The 17,243-nt window shown below is 65.0% G+C and carries 12 protein-coding genes; 5 read left to right on the forward strand and 7 right to left on the reverse strand.

Translation table 11 applies throughout. The features are described from left to right. Positions 1-271: 271 nt before the first annotated feature. From AC3WLX_RS11580 to AC3WLX_RS11595, 4 genes are all read left to right on the forward strand, one after another. Positions 272-1,396, forward strand: coding sequence for a flagellar basal body P-ring protein FlgI (locus AC3WLX_RS11580; RefSeq protein ID WP_492336013.1), 1,125 nt, complete (start codon positions 272-274; stop codon positions 1,394-1,396). Continuing rightward, positions 1,396-1,764 (forward strand): flagellar assembly peptidoglycan hydrolase FlgJ, encoded by a 369-nt coding sequence (gene flgJ / locus AC3WLX_RS11585; protein ID WP_291631045.1) that lies wholly within the window; start codon positions 1,396-1,398, stop codon positions 1,762-1,764. Before AC3WLX_RS11580 ends, flgJ begins: the two co-directional genes overlap by 1 nt. An 11-nt stretch (positions 1,765-1,775) precedes the next feature. Next, positions 1,776-2,273 carry a hypothetical protein gene (locus AC3WLX_RS11590; protein WP_492336014.1) on the forward strand — a complete coding sequence of 166 codons (498 nt, stop codon included), beginning with the start codon at positions 1,776-1,778 and terminating at the stop codon, positions 2,271-2,273. Positions 2,274-2,430: 157 nt separating this feature from the next. Then, the gene (locus AC3WLX_RS11595) at positions 2,431-2,790 is read left to right on the forward strand and encodes a hypothetical protein (RefSeq protein ID WP_492336015.1); all 360 of its coding nucleotides are present in this window, start codon (positions 2,431-2,433) and stop codon (positions 2,788-2,790) included. Positions 2,791-2,930: 140 nt separating this feature from the next. On the opposite strand, the gene flaF is transcribed toward AC3WLX_RS11595, so the two are convergent. The 5 genes from flaF to AC3WLX_RS11620 all read right to left on the reverse strand — a co-directional run bounded on the left by flaF (position 2,931) and on the right by AC3WLX_RS11620 (position 13,628). Next, on the reverse strand, positions 2,931-3,299 hold the full coding sequence (gene flaF, locus AC3WLX_RS11600; RefSeq protein WP_028181463.1) for a flagellar biosynthesis regulator FlaF: 369 nt from the start codon (positions 3,297-3,299) through the stop codon (positions 2,931-2,933). A 295-nt stretch (positions 3,300-3,594) separates the two neighbouring features. After that, positions 3,595-5,880, reverse strand: coding sequence for a DUF1522 domain-containing protein (locus AC3WLX_RS11605; protein WP_492336016.1), 2,286 nt, complete (start codon positions 5,878-5,880; stop codon positions 3,595-3,597). A 219-nt stretch (positions 5,881-6,099) separates the two neighbouring features. Continuing rightward, the gene (locus AC3WLX_RS11610; protein WP_492336017.1) at positions 6,100-8,379 is read right to left on the reverse strand and encodes a DUF1522 domain-containing protein; all 2,280 of its coding nucleotides are present in this window, start codon (positions 8,377-8,379) and stop codon (positions 6,100-6,102) included. A 332-nt stretch (positions 8,380-8,711) separates the two neighbouring features. Continuing rightward, positions 8,712-10,991: a DUF1522 domain-containing protein gene (locus AC3WLX_RS11615; protein WP_492336018.1), complete on the reverse strand. Its 2,280-nt coding sequence runs from the start codon at positions 10,989-10,991 to the stop codon at positions 8,712-8,714. Between the two features lie 357 nt (positions 10,992-11,348). Continuing rightward, complete coding sequence (locus tag AC3WLX_RS11620) at positions 11,349-13,628, reverse strand: DUF1522 domain-containing protein (protein WP_492336019.1); 2,280 nt, start codon at positions 13,626-13,628, stop codon at positions 11,349-11,351. Between the two features lie 320 nt (positions 13,629-13,948). Here AC3WLX_RS11620 and flbT point away from each other — a divergent pair, with 320 nt between their 5' ends. Continuing rightward, on the forward strand, positions 13,949-14,389 hold the full coding sequence (gene flbT, locus AC3WLX_RS11625) for a flagellar biosynthesis repressor FlbT (protein WP_291624596.1): 441 nt from the start codon (positions 13,949-13,951) through the stop codon (positions 14,387-14,389). Positions 14,390-14,492: 103 nt separating this feature from the next. Here the strand turns inward: flbT and AC3WLX_RS11630 are convergent, their stop codons facing one another. Then, the gene (locus tag AC3WLX_RS11630; RefSeq protein ID WP_492336020.1) at positions 14,493-15,992 is read right to left on the reverse strand and encodes a pyridoxal phosphate-dependent decarboxylase family protein; all 1,500 of its coding nucleotides are present in this window, start codon (positions 15,990-15,992) and stop codon (positions 14,493-14,495) included. Further along, on the reverse strand, positions 15,989-17,242 hold the full coding sequence (locus AC3WLX_RS11635) for an ATP-grasp domain-containing protein (RefSeq protein WP_492336021.1): 1,254 nt from the start codon (positions 17,240-17,242) through the stop codon (positions 15,989-15,991). Before AC3WLX_RS11635 ends, AC3WLX_RS11630 begins: the two co-directional genes overlap by 4 nt. Between the last annotated feature and the right edge of the window lies 1 nt (position 17,243).

A 17,243-nucleotide genomic window follows, 5' to 3' on the forward strand; every position in this document is an offset into this window, starting at 1 on the left:
GGTGATCGATGCCTCACCTTCGCTGTTTCATGGTTAACGGTGCGTAAACGGCCCGGCAAAATCTGCCGAGGGGCGGCAGTTTCGCTCCTCAGGGCGAACGACCGCTGACATCGGCCGAAACAGATTTATTCAACCTATTCAGCCACGTATCCCCGCTACTCCGGGTTGGCACAGCGCTCGCAAGGAAAGCGCCGGACCAGCTCGTCATGGGAGTGTCGTTCAGGTCTTGTCGATTTGAGGAGCCTTTTTCCAGGGGCTTGGGGAGCACAGGATGCCGGGCGTTCGTTGGGTTAGGATTGTTGGGGTGGCCTGCGCCGCGCTGTCAGCGCTGGCACTCTCGGTCACGTCAGCGGCTGCGACCTCGCGCATCAAGGATCTCGCCAACATCGAGGGCGTGCGGCAGAATCAGCTCATCGGCTACGGCCTCGTCGTCGGTCTCAACGGCACCGGCGACACTCTCAACAACATCCCCTTCACCAAGCAGTCCCTGCAGGCGATGCTCGAGCGCATGGGCGTCAACATCCGCGGCGCCACCATCCGCACCGGCAACGTCGCTGCCGTGATGGTCACCGGCAATCTGCCGGCCTTCGCCACTCAGGGCACGCGCATGGACGTCACGGTTTCCGCGCTCGGCGACGCCAAGAACCTCCAGGGCGGCACGCTGCTCGTAACGCCGCTGTTAGGTGCCGACGGCAACGTCTATGCGGTAGCGCAGGGTTCGCTCGCGATTTCCGGCTTCCAGGCCGAGGGCGAGGCGGCCAAGATCGTGCGAGGCGTTCCGACCGTGGGACGGATCGCCAACGGCGCCATCATCGAGCGCGAGATCGAGTTCGCGCTCAACCGGCTGCCGAACGTCCGCCTGGCGCTGCGCAACCCCGACTTCACCACCGCCAAGCGCATCGCGGCTGCGATCAACGACTATCTCGGCGTCAAGACCGCCGAGCCGATCGATCCCTCGACCGTGCAGCTGTCGGTGCCGCCGGAATTCAAGGGCAACGTCGTCGCATTCCTCACCGAGATCGAGCAGCTACAGGTCGACCCCGATCTCGCCGCCAAGATCATCATCGACGAACGGAGCGGCATCATCGTGATGGGGCGTGACGTCCGCGTCGCCACCGTCGCGGTGGCGCAAGGCAACCTCACCGTCACGATCTCGGAGAGCCCGCAGGTCAGCCAGCCCAACCCGCTGTCGCGCGGCCGCACCGTGGTCGCGCCGCGCAGCAGCGTCACCGTCAGCGAAGACGGCAAGAAGCTGGCGCTCGTCAAGGACGGCGTCTCGCTCCAGCAGCTCGTCGACGGCCTCAACGGCCTCGGCATCGGGCCGCGCGACATGATCAGCATCCTCCAGGCGATCAAGGCCGCCGGCGCCATCGAAGCCGACATCGAGGTGATGTGATGCAAGCCAGCGCCATCAATACGCCGCGCGTCGCCACCTCTTCGGCGTTCTCGGTCGAGAGCCGCAACGGCCGCCCCGATTTCGAGCTCGCCGCCGCGCTTCAGAAGGTCTCGCCGCAGCAACAGGCAAAGGCGCAGAAGACGGCCACCGATTTCGAGGCGATGTTCCTCAACAGCATGTTCGCGCAGATGACCTCCGGGCTGAAGGGCGAAGGCCCGTTCGGCGACACGCCCGGCACCGGCGTGTGGCGCTCGATGCTGACCGAGCAATATTCCAAGAACTTCGCCCAGGCCGGCGGCGTCGGCGTCGCCAGCGACGTCTACCGTACCCTGATCCTGCAGCAGGCGAGAACGATCCGCACGGCATAAGGTCAAACGAGATGAACCAATTCAACGCCTCACGTCAGCCGATGCAAACCCAGCGTCCGAACACCGCGCCCGGCAGCGCCGAAGCGCGCAAGCTCGCCGAAGGTCTGATGGATGCGATGAGCGCCCTGCTCGCACTGATCGAGCGCGAGACCGAGCTCGTCCGCGCCGGCAAGGTCCGCGAGGCGATGACGCTGGAAAGCAAGAAGCAGGAATTGTCGCGCAACTATGTCGGCGCGGTCGGCCAGTTGAAGGCGAACCAGGCCCAGCTCGCGAAATCCGCGCCGGAACTGCTCTCGACCTTGCATCGGCACCATGACGCGTTTCGCGCGATGCTCCAGGTCAATCTCACCGTGCTCGCGACCGCGCACGCGGTCTCCGAGAGCGTCGTGCGCGGCGTCAATGCCGAGATCCAGAAGCGCAACGTGCCGAACACTTATACGGCCGCAGGGCGCCGCGCAGCCCCAGGCCCGCGCCACATCAGCCCGCTAGCGGTCAGTCGATCGCTCTGAGCGGGCGGAAACAAGCGACAATTTTACGAAAGATTGCGCGGCGATATCGTCGCGCGGTTAGGCACGTTTCCTTACCAGGTCTTCAAACCTGGTGATCCATGGTTGCGCTATTAGAGGGGTTGGGATTTGACTCACGTAAGGCAACCAGGAGGCTGCCATGAGTACAGATTTCAGCATCAGGCCGGTGGGGATCCCGGCCCCCGTTCAGATCGTGACGACGTCCAATGCGGCGGCGAACGAGGCCGTGCGAACCGATCTTCCGCTGAGCCAGACGGTCGCCGCGGCCGATACCAGCGCGCCCATCCGCAATGACTTGCCGAACCACGAGAACGTCTCGCGCCAGGTCGTGTTCGATCAGGCGGCTGCGTCCTTTGTCTTTCAGGTTGTCAACGAGAAGACCGACGCGGTGGTGAACCAGTTCCCGGACGAGGCGATGCTGCGCCGGCGCGCCTATTTCCATGCCCTGGACATGAAGACCGAGCCGTCACGTCCGCTCAGCACGGACGTCAGCGCCTGATCATCGGGTCTCGATCGTCGCAATGGCTGGATCGACATAGGGCGAGCCGGCCGCGCTTGTCGTCGCGGCGCACCATCTTCGTCAAAAATCATTAGCGTGAATTTGGTGCGGCCACGTATGCTCGGCCGCGACGGCTCCCGTCACGGGCGGCCGGACAGGCCCGCAGCGATATTGCGATTGATCTCGATCAGCGGACGGAAGTGATCGAACTGCGGGCTCATCTGCAGCGCGGCGGTCTGACTCAACACGAACACGCTGATGTTGGCGATCTTCTGCCGGACGTCGATAGGCTGCGGATTGGTGTCGCGCATCGCCTCGCTCAGGAAGATGGTCCAGAGCTTGCGGTTGAACATCAGGGCCTGCATGGTCTGCTCGCTGAGCGGATCGGCGTTGTTCACCGCGTCCTGGAGCTTGTTGGCGGCCTTGAGCAGGGTCTGCGCCTCGATGTCGCGAGGAGATGCGGTGGTGGTTGCAACACGCGCATAGGCCGAGGCAGCGGAATTCGACATCAATCACACCCTGGAGGTTACCTAGCGCGTTGTACGCGCTTAAGGATTTCTTTCCCAACCCTAGGCAGCACCGCTTAAGATTTGCTTACGTGTGTGCTTTGGAAGCACTCCGGACAATTACGGGGCGCGGAGTTCTTCTTCACCACAACGCTAGATGCACGCACGCACGATGTAAACTCGCTTGCCGTGATGCGCGGCGATCTCGGCTAATCTTGTCTTAGCGATCTCCCTCAAAAAGAACGGCGGAGCCTTGGCTCCGCCGCGAAAATTCGAATCGTTACGCTGCGCGTGCGAATTAGCGGAGGAGCTGCAGCACGCTCTGCTGCGACTGGTTGGCTAGCGACAGCGCGGAGACCGCGATCGACTGGCGGGTCGACAGCGCCTGGCTGTTCGCCGCTTCCTCGTTGGTGTCGGCGAGCGTCAGGTTGGCCGAGCCGGTCTGCAGCACGTTGATCAGGTTCTTGGAGAAGTCCTGGCGCACCTGCACGATCGACAGATTCGAACCGAGGGTCGAGCCTTGCGAGCGCAGCGTGCTCGAGGCCGCATTCAGGCTAGCCAGCACCTTGTTGGTGGCGCCGTTGTCGATGAAGTCGACGCCGTTGACGAGATTGCTGAGGCCGAGACCGGCGGCGTTGAACACCACGCCGTTGATGCTCAGCGTCGAGCTGCCGGTCTCGTTGAACACGAGCTTCAGCGTGTCGCCGTTGAGCAGGTTGACGCCGTTGAAGGACGAGTCCTGCGAGGTCGTGTCGATCTGGGCCAGGATGTTGTTGAACTGGTTGACCAGGTTGGAGCGTGCGGTCTGCGCCACGGGATCCTGGACCGGCGGCTGCGCGGTGGTGAAGGCCAGGACGCCGGTGATCGTGCCGCCGACGGCGCCGCCCGCGGTCGTCGAGCCCAGCGTCGAGGAGGCGTATTCGTTGACGGTGGTCACCGTGAGCACGCCGTTGGCATCGATCGTCGCCGTCAGGTGGTTGGCCTGCAGCTGCGCGTTGAGCTGGTCCAGCGTCTTGACGGTGCCGTTGGTGCCGTCGCCGAAGGTGACGCTGACCGGCGTGCCGCCGTTGAAGGAGGTGAAGGTCAGCGTCTTGCCGGCGATGCCGCCGACGCCGGAGGTGCGGGCCGCGGTGAAGGCGGTCGCCGTCCCGGTGTTGCCGCTGAGACCGAAGGCACTGAGGGCGTTGCCGGTGCCGGTGATCGAGAGATCGGAATTGACGCCGGTGGAGAGCGCGAGCTGCCCGCTGCTGTTGACCGAAGACGGGATCTGGCCCGCAGTGGTCGACAGCGTCGCCGTCCCGGTGAAGATGCTGGCGGTCTTGACGCCTGTGGCAAGGTCGACGGCGTTGAGCAGGTCGGTCAGCGTTGCACTCTGGATGTAGACCGTCGAGTTGCCGTTACCGTCCGTGACGATGTTGCCGCTGACGCCGAAGCCGGTGGCCACGCTCGCTGCCGATTGCGGCGTCTGCGCGTTCTTGAAGGTAACGGTGCGGCCGTTGATGTTGAGCGTCGAGCCGTCCTGGACGAGCGTGCCGAGCGAACCCGACGTGGTCGAGCGGTTCGCGGTCACGTTCGCATTGCCCGCGCCGGTCGCGGATGTCAGACCGAGCGCCTTGAGGAAGTCGGCCTTGCCCGTCACGTTCAGATCAGCGCCGGTCGAACTCTTCAGCGTGACCGCGCCCGCCGTGATGGAGGATGGCGTCTGGATGGTACCGACCGTCGCGCCGCTCGTCGCGATGGTCGCCGCGCCTGCGCTGATGGTTGCGGCCTTGACGCCGCTGGCGAGGTCGATCGCGGTGAGGACGTCGTTGATGGTCGCGCCGGGCGCAGCCGGCGTCCCCTCGTAGACGATCGAGTTGCCGTTGCCGTCGGTGGCGATGTGGCCGCTGGCGTCGAGGCCCCAGCCGGTCGGCTGCGTGTTAGGAGCGACGCCGGTGCGGAAGGTGATGGTCTTGCCGTTCACCGTGATGGTGTCGCCGTCGGCGGGCGCGGCGCCGAAGGTGGTGGACGCGGTGGTGCCGACCAGCGTGGCAGTGCCGGACAGCGCGGTGGTGCCGTCGGCGGCGAGCGCGGCCGTGCCGGTGAATGTGCCGGCGCTCGAGCCCAGCGAGGCGCCCAGTGCGGCGGTTCCCGTAACCGGGGTCACGCCGCCGGCCGCGCCGGTGTAGAGCACGTTGCTCTTGGCGGTCGCGCTCGCGTAGGAGGTCGTCCCGCGCAGGTCGGCCGGCGTCGCACCGGGAATGGTGGTGGAGACGTTCGACTTGGTGGAGTAGCCGACCGTGGTCTGCAGCGCCTGGTTGGCGATCGACTTGGCGCTGTCGATCAGCTTTTGCAGCGAGGTGATGCCGGTGTTGGCGGCTTGCAGCACCTGCACACCGTTATTGATGCCGTCGAGCAGGTTGCTGATGTCGCTCGCCCGGTTGTCCAACCCCTGTGCCGTGAAGAAGTTGGTGGGATTGTCGAGTGCCGTGTTGACCTTCTTGCCGGTCGCCAGCCGCTCCTGCGTCGTGGCCAGCAAGTCGGCCGTCGACTGCAGCGACAACAGGTTCTGGCGAACGGACGCCGAGAGAACGATGTTGGACATTGGCGAGTCTTCCTCTTGAACCGGATACGAATCGGCCACGCGGTCTGCAAAGCGGGGCTTTTATCCAGTTCTAGGGGGTGTCCTTTAAAGTATGGTTAACGCCGGTTTAAGGGATACGGTTAATGGCTCATGAACGTCCTGCCCGTCCCCCGACGCAAAAAAGAGCGGCGGGGCAAAGGACCCCGCCACTCAATTTAGTTTAGTGATTTCAGTTGTTTACTAGCGGAGCAGCTGCAGCACGCTCTGCTGCGACTGGTTGGCCAGCGACAGCGCGGAGACCGCGATCGACTGGCGGGTCGACAGCGCCTGGCTGTTGGCCGCCTCGACGTTCGTATCCGCCAAAGTGAGGTTGGACGAGCCGGTCTGCAGCACGTTGATCAGGTTCTTGTTGAAGTCCTGACGGATCTGCACCACCGAGAGGTTCGAGCCGAGGCTCGAGGCTTCCGAGCGCAGCGTGCTCGAGGCGGCGTTGAGGTTGGTCAGCACCCGGTTGGCGGCGGCGTTGTCGATGAAGTCGACGCCGACGGTCAGCGAGGCGAGGCCGAGACCCTTGGAATTATAGGTCACGCCGGTGATGTTCAGGCTCGACTTGCCGGTCTCGTCGAACACCAGCTTGAGCTGGTCGCCATTCAGCAGGTTGACGCCGTTGAACGAGGAGTCCTGCGCCGTCGTGTCGATCTGGTTCAGGATGTTGTTGTACTGGGACACCAGGTTGGCACGCGAGGTCTGGGCAACCGCATCCTGGACGGGGGTGGAAGCCGTCGAGAAGGTCAGTGCCGAGGTCAGCGTGCCGCCGATCACGCCGCCCGCCACGGTCGAGCCGAGTGTCGAGGAGGCGTAGTCGTTGGACGCGGTGATGGTCAGCAGGCCGTTGGCATCGATCGTCGCGGACAGGTTGTTGGCCTGCAGCTTGGTGTTGAGCTGATCGAGCGTCTTGACCGTGCCGTTGGTGCCGTCGCCGAAGGTGACGTCGACCGCCGTGCCGCCGTTGAAGGAGGTGAAGGTCAAGGTCTTGCCGGCGATGCCGCCGATGCCGGAGGTGCGCGCCGCCGTGAAGGCAGTCGCATTGCCGGTGTTGCCGGCGAGACCGAACACGTTGAGCGCATTGCCGGTGCCGGTGATCGACAGGTCGGCATTGATGCCGGTCGAGATCTTGAGCTGGCCTGACGTGTTGATCGTCGAGTTCGACTGGCCTGTCGCGGTTGCGAGCGTCGCGGTGCCGTTGGCAGCGATCGTCGCGGTCTGCACGCCGGTGGCGAGGTCGATCGCCTTCAGCACGTCGTTGACCGTGCCGCCCTGCAGATAGACCGTCGAGTTGCCGTTGCCGTCGGTGAGGACGTTACCGTTGGCACCGAAGCCGGTCGGAATGCTGGGAGCACCGGTCGAGCCCGGGATCGGCGCGTTCTTGAACGTGATGATGTGACCGTTGACGTTCAGCGTCGAGCCGTCTGTGAGGGCTGCGCCCAGCGAGGCCGAGCTCGTGGTACGGTTGACGTTGACGGTGGCGTTGCCGCCGCCCACCGATCCGCTCAGACCGAGCGCCTTGAGCAGGTCGGCCTTGCCGGTGACGCTCAGATCCGCACCCGTCGAGCTCCTCAGCGTGACGGCGCCCGCAGCAACGCTGGAAGCGGTCTGGTTGAAGCTGGTCGCGATCGTCGCGGCACCGGTGCTGATGGATACTGTCTTGACGCCGCTGGCGAGGTCGACCGCTGTCAACAGATCGGCGACGGTGGCAGCCGGGGTGCCGGCGGTGCCGAGATAGACGGTGGTGTTGCCGTTGCCGTCGGTGACGAGGTTGCCGCTGACGCCCGAGCCGGACGGAACGGCGGTCGAGGCCGGAGCAGCGCCGCTGCGGAAGGTGATGGTCTTGCCGTTCACCGTCAGCGTGTCGCCGTCGGCGGGCTGGGCATTGCCGATGAGGCCCGTGGCGGTGGTGCCGTTGGTGGCGATCAGGGTGATGGTGCCGGTCAGGGCGGTGGTGCCGTCGCCGGCCGTCCCCGCGGTGCCCGTGAACGCGCCGATGGTGGCGCCAAGCGTAGTGGTGCCGTTCGCGGCCGTCGTGCCGCCGGCCGTGCCGTTGTAGAGCACGTTGCTGCTCGCGGTTGCGCTGGCGAAGCTCGTCGTGCCGCGCAGGTCAGCCGCGGTCGCGCCGGAGATCGTGGTCGAGACGTTCGACTTGACGGAGTAGCCGACGGTGGTCTGCAGCGCCTGGTTGGCGATCGACTTGGCGCTGTCGATCAGCTTCTGCAACGAGGTCAGGCCGGTGTTGGCGGCCTGCAACACCTGCACGCCGTTGGCGATGCCGTCGAGCAGGTTGTTGATGTCGCTGGCGCGGTTGTCGAGCGACTGTGCGGTGAAGAAGTTGGTGGGATTGTCCAGGGCCGAGTTGACGCTCTTGCCGGTCGACAGACGGTTCTGTGTGGTGGCGAGAAGATCGGCGGTGGACTGGAGAGAGAGCAGGTTCTGACGAACCGACGCAGAGAGAACGATACCGGACATGACTCTTACCCTTCTGGCTTACGCGTCTTCGTTCGATCGCTTCTGGATCGAGTGACGGGGCCAGCGTGCCGTGACATGGCTAACAAAGGGTGAAGCCCGTGCGGCCTGCATAAGCGCCGATTCACCATAAGCCGGCGGAAGGGTGTGGAGACGGATCGCAATCCATCTGAAATCATTGGCGATTCCCGGTGCTTACGCTCCATTAACCATAACCGCTGGTTACTTTTTCGAGCATCCGCCTGCTCTCCGGAGCATCTCCAGGCCGCGAGCAAAAAGAAAGCGGCGGGGCCGAAGCCCCGCCGCCGGATCCTGCTTGCGATGCCGTCCGCTTGTTAGCGGAGCAGCTGGAGCACGCTCTGTTGCGACTGGTTCGCCAGCGACAGCGCGGAGACCGCGATCGACTGGCGGGTCGACAGCGCCTGGCTGTTGGCCGCCTCGACGTTGGTGTCGGCCAGCGTCAGGTTGGACGAGCCGGTCTGCAGCACGTTGATCAGGTTCTTGTTGAAGTCCTGACGGACCTGCACGATCGTCAGGTTCGAACCCAGAGCCGAGGCCTGCGAGCGCAGCGTGCTCGACGCCGAGTTCAGGTTGGTCAGCACCTTGTTGGTGGCAGCGTTGTCGATGAAGTCGATACCGCTGGTCAGCGCAGCAAGGCCCAGACCCTTGGAGTTGTAGGTCACGCCGGTGATGCTCAGGCTCGACTTTGCAGTCTCGTCGAACACCAGCTTGAGCTGGTCACCATTCAGCAGGTTGACGCCGTTGAACGAGGAGTCCTGGGCGGTCGAGTCGATCTGCTGGAGGATGTTGTTGAACTGGTTGACCAGGTTGGCACGCGAGGTCTGGGCAACAGTATCCTGGACGGGGGTGGAAGCCGTCGAGAAGGTCAGCGACGTCGTCAGCGTGCCGCCGATCGAACCACCCGCGGCGCTCGAACCGATGGTCGAGGACGCGTAGTCGTTGGTGGTCGAGATCGTCAGCAGGCCGTTGGCGTCGATCGTCGCGGACAGGTTGTTGGCCTGCAGCTTCGAGTTGAGCTGATCGAGCGTCTTGACCGTGCCGTTGGTGCCGTCGCCGAAGGTGACGTCGACCGCGGTGCCGGCGTTGAAGGAGGTGAAAGTCAAGGTCTTGCCGCTGATGCCGCCGATCCCGGAGGTGCGGGCCGCGGTGAAGGCGGTCGCAGTCCCGGTGTTGCCGGCGAGGCCAAGCGCGTTCAGCGCGTTGCCCGTGCCGGTCACCGACAGGTCGGCATTGACGCCGGTCGAGATCTTGAGCTGGCCCGAGGCGTTGATCGACGAGTTGGTCTGGCCGCTGGCCGTCGCAAGGGTCGCGGTGCCGTTGGCAGCGATCGTCGCGGTCTGCACGCCGGTGGCGAGGTCGATCGCCTTCAGCACGTCGTTGACCGTGCCGCCCTGCAGATAGACCGTCGAGTTGCCGGCGCCGTCGGTGAGGACGTTGCCGCTGGCACCGAAGCCGGTCGGAATGCTCGGAGCACCGGTCGAGCCCGGGATCGGCGCATTCTTGAACGAGATGACTTTACCGTTGACGTTCAGCGTCGAACCGTCCGTGATCGTCGCACCGAGCGAGGCCGAGCTCGTGGTCCGGTTGACATTCACGGTCGCGTTGCCGCCGCCCACCGACGTGCTCAGGCCGAGCGCCTTGAGCAGGTCGGCCTTGCCGGTGACGCTCAGATCCGCACCCGTCGAGCTCTTCAGCGTGACGGCGCCAGCAGCAACGCTGGACGCGGTCTGGTTGAAGCTGGTCGCGAGCGTCGCTGCACCCGAGGTGATGGATGCCGTCTTGACGCCGCTGGCCAGGTCGACCGCGGTCAACAGATCCGCGACGGTCGCAGCCGGGGTGCCGGCGGTGCCGAGATAGACCGTGGTGTTGCCGCTGCCGTCGGTGACGAGGTTGCCGCTGACGCCCGAGCCGGTCGGAACGGCGGTCGAGGCCGGAGCAGCACCGCTGCGGAAGGTGATGGTCTTGCCGTTCACCGTCAGCGTGTCGCCGTCGGCGGGCTGGGCATTGCCGAGCAGGCCGGTGGCGGTGGTGCCGTTGGTGGCGATCAGGGTGATGGTGCCGGTCAGGGCGGTGGTGCCGTCGCCGGCCGTTCCCGCGGTGCCCGTGAAGGTGCCGATGGTGGCGCCGAGCGTGGAGGTGCCGCTGGCCGCGGTGGTGCCGCCCGCAGCGCCGCTATACACGACGTTGCTGTTCGCGGTCGCGCTGGCATAGGAGGTCGTGCCGCGCAGGTCGGCCGCCGTCGCACCGGAGATGGTGGTGGAGACGTTCGACTTGGTGGAGTAACCGACCGTGGTCTGCAGCGCCTGGTTGGCGATCGACTTGGCGCTGTCGATCAGCTTCTGCAGCGAGGTGATGCCGGTGTTGGCAGCCTGCAGCACCTGCACGCCGTTGGCGATGCCGTCGAGCAGGTTGTTGATGTCGCTGGCGCGGTTGTCGAGCGACTGTGCGGTGAAGAAGTTGGTGGGATTGTCCAGGGCCGAGTTGACGCTCTTGCCGGTCGACAGACGGCTTTGTGTGGTGGCGAGAAGATCGGCGGTGGACTGGAGGGAGAGCAGGTTCTGACGAACCGACGAGGAGAGAACGATACCGGACATTGTGTGTTACCCTTCTGGTACGCAACGCAACAAACTTCGATTAGGATTAATCGATGCCCGGGACGGTGAACGTTGAGGGCTAACAAAGCATGAAGCGTGTCGCGCCAGTCCTCGCGCGGATTCACCATACGCGCGTTCGGAGCCGGATCTTGCTCACCAATATCGTGATGATAGGACGATGCTTTTTGGCGCAGCGACGCGCATTTGCGACTTGTCAACCATAACTGAGAGTGAGCAATTGGCTACACTCGAATGCATCACTGCGGTTCGCAAGCGGCGCAATGATGCCGCGAGCAAAAAGAAAGCGGCGGGGCCGAAGCCCCGCCGCCGGATCCTGCTTGCGATGCCGTCCGCTTGTTAGCGGAGCAGCTGGAGCACGCTCTGCTGCGACTGGTTCGCCAGCGACAGCGCGGAGACCGCGATCGACTGGCGGGTCGACAGCGCCTGGCTGTTGGCGGCCTCGACGTTGGTGTCGGCCAGCGTCAGGTTGGCCGAGCCGGTCTGCAGCACGTTGATCAGGCTCTTGTTGAAGTCCTGACGGACCTGCACCACCGAGAGGTTCGAGCCGAGGCTCGAGGCCTGCGAGCGCAGCGTGCTCGAGGCGGCGTTGAGGTTGGTCAGCACCTTGTTGGTGGCAGCGTTGTCGATGAAGTCGACACCGCTGGTCAGCGAGGCGAGGCCGAGACCCTTGGAGTTGTAGGTCACGCCGGTGATGCTGAGGTTCGACTTGCCGGTCTCGTCGAACACCAGCTTGAGCTGGTCACCATTCAGCAGGTTGACGCCGTTGAACGAGGAGTCCTGCGCCGTGGTGTCGATCTGGTTCAGGATGTTGTTGAACTGGTTGACCAGGTTGGCGCGAGCCGTCTGGGCAACAGTATCCTGGACGGGGGTGGAAGCCGTCGAGAAGGTCAGCGCCGTCGTCAACGTGCCGCCGATCGAACCACCCGCGGCGCTCGAACCGATGGTCGAGGACGCGTAGTCGTTGGTGGTCGAGATCGTCAGCAGGCCGTTGGCGTCGATCGTCGCGGACAGGTTGTTGGCCTGCAGCTTCGAGTTGAGCTGATCGAGCGTCTTGACCGTGCCGTTGGTGCCGTCGCCGAAGGTGACGTCGACCGCAGTGCCCCCGTTGAAGGAGGTGAAGGTCAAGGTCTTGCCGGCGATGCCGCCGATGCCGGAGGTGCGGGCCGCGGTAAAGGCGGTCGCAGTCCCGGTGTTGCCGGCGAGGCCAAGCGCGTTCAGCGCGTTGCCCGTGCCGGTCACCGACAGGTCGGCATTGACGCCGGTCGAGATCTTGAGCTGGCCCGAGGCGTTGATCGACGAGTTGGTCTGGCCGCTGGCCGTCGCAAGGGTCGCGGTGCCGTTGGCAGCGATCGTCGCGGTCTGCACGCCGGTGGCGAGGTCGATCGCCTTCAGCACGTCGTTGACCGTGCCGCCCTGCAGATAGACCGTCGAGTTGCCGGCGCCGTCGGTGAGGACGTTACCGCTGGCACCGAAGCCGGTCGGAATGCTGGGAGCACCGGTCGAGCCCGGGATCGGCGCATTCTTGAACGTGATGACCTTACCGTTGACGTTCAGCGTCGAGCCGTCCGTGATCGTCGCACCGAGCGAGGCCGAGCTCGTGGTCCGGTTGACGCTCACGGTGGCGTTGCCGCCGCCCACCGACGTGGTCAGGCCGAGCGCCTTGAGCAGGTCGGCCTTGCCGGTGACGCTCAGATCCGCACCCGTCGAGCTCTTCAGCGTGACGGCGCCTGCAGCAACGCTGGACGCGGTCTGGTTGGCGCTGGTCGCGAGCGTCGCTGCACCCGAGGTGATGGATGCCGTCTTGACGCCGCTGGCCAGATCGACCGCGGTCAACAGATCCGCGACGGTCGCAGCCGGGGTGCCGGCGGTGCCGAGATAGACCGTGGTGTTGCCGCTGCCGTCGGTGACGAGGTTGCCGCTGACGCCCGAGCCAGTCGGAACCGCGGTCGAGGCCGGAGCAGCGCCGCTGCGGAAGGTGATGGTCTTGCCGTTCACCGTCAGCGTGTCGCCGTCGGCGGGCTGGGCATTGCCGAGCAGGCCGGTGGCGGTGGTGCCGTTGGTGGCGATCAGGGTGATGGTGCCGGTCAGGGCGGTGGTGCCGTCGCCGGCCGTTCCCGCGGTGCCCGTGAAGGTGCCGATGGTGGCGCCGAGCGTGGTGGTGCCGCTGGCCGCGGTGGTGCCGCCGGCAGCGCCGCTATACACGACGTTGCTGTTCGCGGTCGCGCTGGCATAGGAGGTCGTGCCGCGCAGGTCGGCCGCCGTCGCACCGGAGATGGTGGCGGAGACGTTCGACTTGGTGGAGTAACCGACCGTGGTCTGCAGCGCCTGGTTGGCGATCGACTTGGCGCTGTCGATCAGCTTCTGCAGCGAGGTGATGCCGGTGTTGGCGGCCTGCAGCACCTGCACGCCGTTGGCGATGCCGTCGAGCAGGTTGTTGATGTCGCTGGCGCGGTTGTCGAGCGACTGTGCGGTGAAGAAGTTGGTGGGATTGTCCAGGGCCGAGTTGACGCTCTTGCCGGTCGACAGACGGTTCTGCGTGGTGGCGAGAAGATCAGCGGTGGACTGGAGGGAGAGCAGGTTCTGACGAACCGATGCGGAGAGGACGATGCCTGACATGACTCTGTTACCTTTCTGGTAAGCGACGCTACTGTTACACGTCTGCTTGGATCGCGATTGATCCAGCGACGGCGGACGGTGGCGCCGAGTCCTCTAACGAAACATGAAATGAAACCCGCGCTTTTGCCCGGCTGCGCGTGATTCGGGCACGGAAGCTGCGCGCATCGCCGCATCGCCAGACCAACGCGACGTTGAAAACATTGATCTTTTCCGAGTAGATTCACGGAATTTACAACTCGTTAACTCATTCCGAGCGAGAATCGGACCTTGGTGAGCCGCAACGAACGCTCGGTTACGAAAGCGTTGATGGAGAACAGGCAATGGCCCTCAAGGTCGAGCTCAGACCGCACGAACGCATCATCGTCGGCAATTGCGTGATTACCAACACGGACCAGCGTGCGCGGCTCTTGATCGACGGTGACAACGTGCCGATCCTGCGCGAGCGTGACATCCTCACGCCGGAGACCGCGGATACGCCAGCCAAGCTCGTCTATCTGGCGGTCCAGCTCATGTACATCTCGCCGGATCCGCAGACCCAGCACGGCACCTATTTCAACCTAGTGCGCGATATCGTCACCGCGGTGCCGAGCGCCTGGCCCATCATCGAGGGCATCAACAACAACATCCTGAACGGCGACCTGTACCGGGCGCTCAAGGACGCCCGCAAGCTCATTGCCTATGAAGAGAAGCTGCGGAGCCAATTCGAAGCCACCCATCCCAAGACGGAAGCGGCCAAGGACGACGTGAGCTCCGCCGCCTGACCGGGCGCGTTCGCATCGCCACGCCGCGCCAACGAGCCTTCTTGGAACGGCAACGGCCCCGGATCATCTCCGGGGCCGTTGCCGTTTCAGCCAGGCACGGATGTCATTGCGCCGCGAGCGGCGGCGCCTCGACCTCGACCAGTTCGTTGCCGCAGCGCCGTCCACCGAACTCCAGCACGGCCGAGACCAGCGCATCGATGTCCGTCGCCTCGGTGCGATGGTTGACGATCGCAGCCCGGATCGCAAACCTGCCCTCGAGCGTCGTGCTCGACGGCGCGGCGATGCCGGCCTCCTGGATGTCGGCGACGATCTCGCGATTGACCGCATCATCGGCGCGGTAGCGGAAGCAGACGATGTTGAGATTGACCGGCGCCAACAATTCGAGGCGAGGTTCGGCCAGCACGCGCGCCTCCAGATATTTCGCCAGCGCGCAGCTGCGCGCGATCGCTGCGCCGATCCGATCGATACCGAACGTCTTCAGCGTGAACCACGTCTTCAATGCGCGAAAGCCGCGCGACAGATCGGGGCCGAGATCGCAGGGCCAGACCGCACCCGCTGCGAGTCCCCTCGCCTCGCGGCGCAGATAGGCCGCCGGCTGCGCAAAGGCCTGCCGATGCTGCTCGCCGTCGCGCACCAGCAGGAAGCCTGCGTCGTAGGGCACCTGTCCCCATTTGTGGAAGTCGAGCGCAATGGAATCCGCAAGCTCGATGCCGCCGAGCATCGGCGCCAGCTCGGGCGACAGGATCGCGAGCGCGCCGAAGGCGCCGTCGACGTGAAACCAGATGCCTTCCTCGCGGCACAGCTCGGCAATCGCCCTGAGATCGTCGACCGCACCGATATCGACGGTGCCGGCGGAGGCGACAACCAGGAACGGCTTGAAGCCGATCTCGCGATCGACGGCGATCTGCGTGCGTAGCGCGGCGACGTCGATGCGATGATCGGTATCGAAGCCGATCTTGCGCAGTGCATCGGTGCCGAACCCGGCAATGTCCATCGCCCTCGACACGCAGCCATGCGCAGCCTGCGACGTATAGGCCGTGAGCAGCGCGCCGTCATTGCCAATGCCGTGCTGGCGCGCCGACGTGCCGAGCGCAGCCGTGCGCGCCACCAGCACCGCCATCAGATTGGCCATCGAGGTGCCCGTGACGAAGATGCCGCTCGCGCCGTCGGGAAACGCGAACAGGCGGCGCATCCATTCGACAATCTGTCGCTCGACCTCGATCGGCATGTGGTCGCGTCCGCCGAGATTGGCGTTGAGGCCCGCCGCGAGCATGTCCGCCAGCATGCCCACCGCCGTGCCGCCGCCATGCACCCAGCCCATGAAGCCGGGATGAACGTTGCCGGTCGCATAGGGCGCGACGTGCTCGGTGAACTCGCGATAGACCTCGGCGAGGTCGCTCGCCTCGCGCGGCACGTCGGTCCTGAATGCTGCGCGAGCCTCGTCGGGAATTGGCCGCCAGACCGGGCGTGCCCGAACGTTGGCGATGCCGTCGATCGTCTCGTCCAGCATGCGATGGGCGAGCGCGCGAAATTCGCTCCAGTCCTGCGGATCGAGCGAACTGCCCGTGAGGGAGCTTTGCGTGTCGCGGATGATCTCGTTCATGCCGCGCTCTCCCTGCCGGTCTTTGCGTGCCGCGACAGCATCGCCGTGAACGCGGCAAAGATCTTGCGCATCTGCGGCGGCTTGTAGGGAAACACATCAGGCGAATCCATGTTGTGCACGACGGCCGTGTTGTCGGCCTCGAACACCAGGAGCTCGCCCTTGTCGTTCTCGGCACAATCGACGATGAAGTAATCGAGGCCGACGCGCCTGCTCATCTCGTCGAGCGCGCGCTCATGGCGCGCGGCAAAGGCGGTGTCGAAGTCGCGCATGAAGACGGCTTCCTCCGCCCGCTTCTCCTCGCTGAACGCCATGTAGGCGTTGAGATACCAGATGTCCCAGCGGTCGGCGATCGCCATGTGACAGGCGTAAGGCCTGCCGTCGACCATGGCGAGGCGGTATTTGCGGTAGAGTCCGTCAGCATTCACGTAGTCGACGAAACGCGCGACGAAGAAATCCTGTTCGCCACGCTCGGCAAGATAGGACGCGAGCGCCGCCGCGTCGTCGAGCTTCGCAAGCCCGACGCCCGCATGCGAGCCGCGCGGCCGCGCGATGAGCGGAAAGCGCAGTTCACTTGCGATGTCGCCGCAGCCAATCTGCCCTTGCGAAAGATCGGACAATTGCGCGCGCGTCGCGTGGATGGTGGCGGGAATGTCCAGGCCCGGCACGCCGGCCAGCAAAAGGTGCAGCTTGTCGCGATCGAGATTACCGATGCGATCGGGACGGTTGAGCAACGGCCGCGGCCAGTGCGGCGCGGCTTTCTCGATCAAAGCGAGCGCCTCGCGGCATTCCTCGGAATCCGAGGCGACCACGATGGCGACGTCGTGCTCGGGCAAGGTTTCCGGCAGGCCGGCACCCTTGACCACGTAGAGCGTCAACAGCTCGACGTCGGAGCCTTCGAGCAGGAAATCGATCGGCGTGTTGCCGCCCATGTCGATGTCCGCTGCAAGCGCGAGCAGGCGCAGGCCCGGCTTCGGCGCCGGGCTCGGCGTTCGGAACAATTGATGGAAGTTCAATACCTCCGACTGGATCGCCAGCCCCTGATCCTTGTCGCCGAGGAGCTGGGTGATCAACGACAGATCCAGTCCCTCGCCCGCCAGCGCCGTCCCGGCCGCGATCCGCGCCACCAGCTGGTCGCGCAACGGATGCAGATCGACGCCCTCGAAGGCGCGGCGCGTCAGCTGCGCAAAGCCGATGCGGTCGGCAAAATTCGCCGGGCTCAAGCCGATCGGCGCGGAAACCGGATGCTGCATC

The sequence above is a fragment of the Bradyrhizobium sp. FW305-F6 genome (genome assembly GCF_058782905.1).

What these genes read in the sequence shown, in the direction of transcription:
- AC3WLX_RS11620 (WP_492336019.1), bottom strand. Translation starts at nt 13,628, where the DNA reads ATGTCAGGCATCGTCCTCTCCGCATCGGTTCGTCAGAACCTGCTCTCC.
- flbT (WP_291624596.1), top strand. Translation starts at nt 13,949, where the DNA reads ATGGCCCTCAAGGTCGAGCTCAGACCGCACGAACGCATCATCGTCGGC.
- AC3WLX_RS11590 (WP_492336014.1), top strand. Translation starts at nt 1,776, where the DNA reads ATGAACCAATTCAACGCCTCACGTCAGCCGATGCAAACCCAGCGTCCG.
- AC3WLX_RS11580 (WP_492336013.1), top strand. Translation starts at nt 272, where the DNA reads ATGCCGGGCGTTCGTTGGGTTAGGATTGTTGGGGTGGCCTGCGCCGCG.
- AC3WLX_RS11630 (WP_492336020.1), bottom strand. Translation starts at nt 15,992, where the DNA reads ATGAACGAGATCATCCGCGACACGCAAAGCTCCCTCACGGGCAGTTCG.
- AC3WLX_RS11595 (WP_492336015.1), top strand. Translation starts at nt 2,431, where the DNA reads ATGAGTACAGATTTCAGCATCAGGCCGGTGGGGATCCCGGCCCCCGTT.
- AC3WLX_RS11605 (WP_492336016.1), bottom strand. Translation starts at nt 5,880, where the DNA reads ATGTCCAACATCGTTCTCTCGGCGTCCGTTCGCCAGAACCTGTTGTCG.
- AC3WLX_RS11610 (WP_492336017.1), bottom strand. Translation starts at nt 8,379, where the DNA reads ATGTCCGGTATCGTTCTCTCTGCGTCGGTTCGTCAGAACCTGCTCTCT.
- AC3WLX_RS11635 (WP_492336021.1), bottom strand. Translation starts at nt 17,242, where the DNA reads ATGCAGCATCCGGTTTCCGCGCCGATCGGCTTGAGCCCGGCGAATTTT.
- AC3WLX_RS11615 (WP_492336018.1), bottom strand. Translation starts at nt 10,991, where the DNA reads ATGTCCGGTATCGTTCTCTCCTCGTCGGTTCGTCAGAACCTGCTCTCC.
- flaF (WP_028181463.1), bottom strand. Translation starts at nt 3,299, where the DNA reads ATGTCGAATTCCGCTGCCTCGGCCTATGCGCGTGTTGCAACCACCACC.
- flgJ (WP_291631045.1), top strand. Translation starts at nt 1,396, where the DNA reads ATGCAAGCCAGCGCCATCAATACGCCGCGCGTCGCCACCTCTTCGGCG.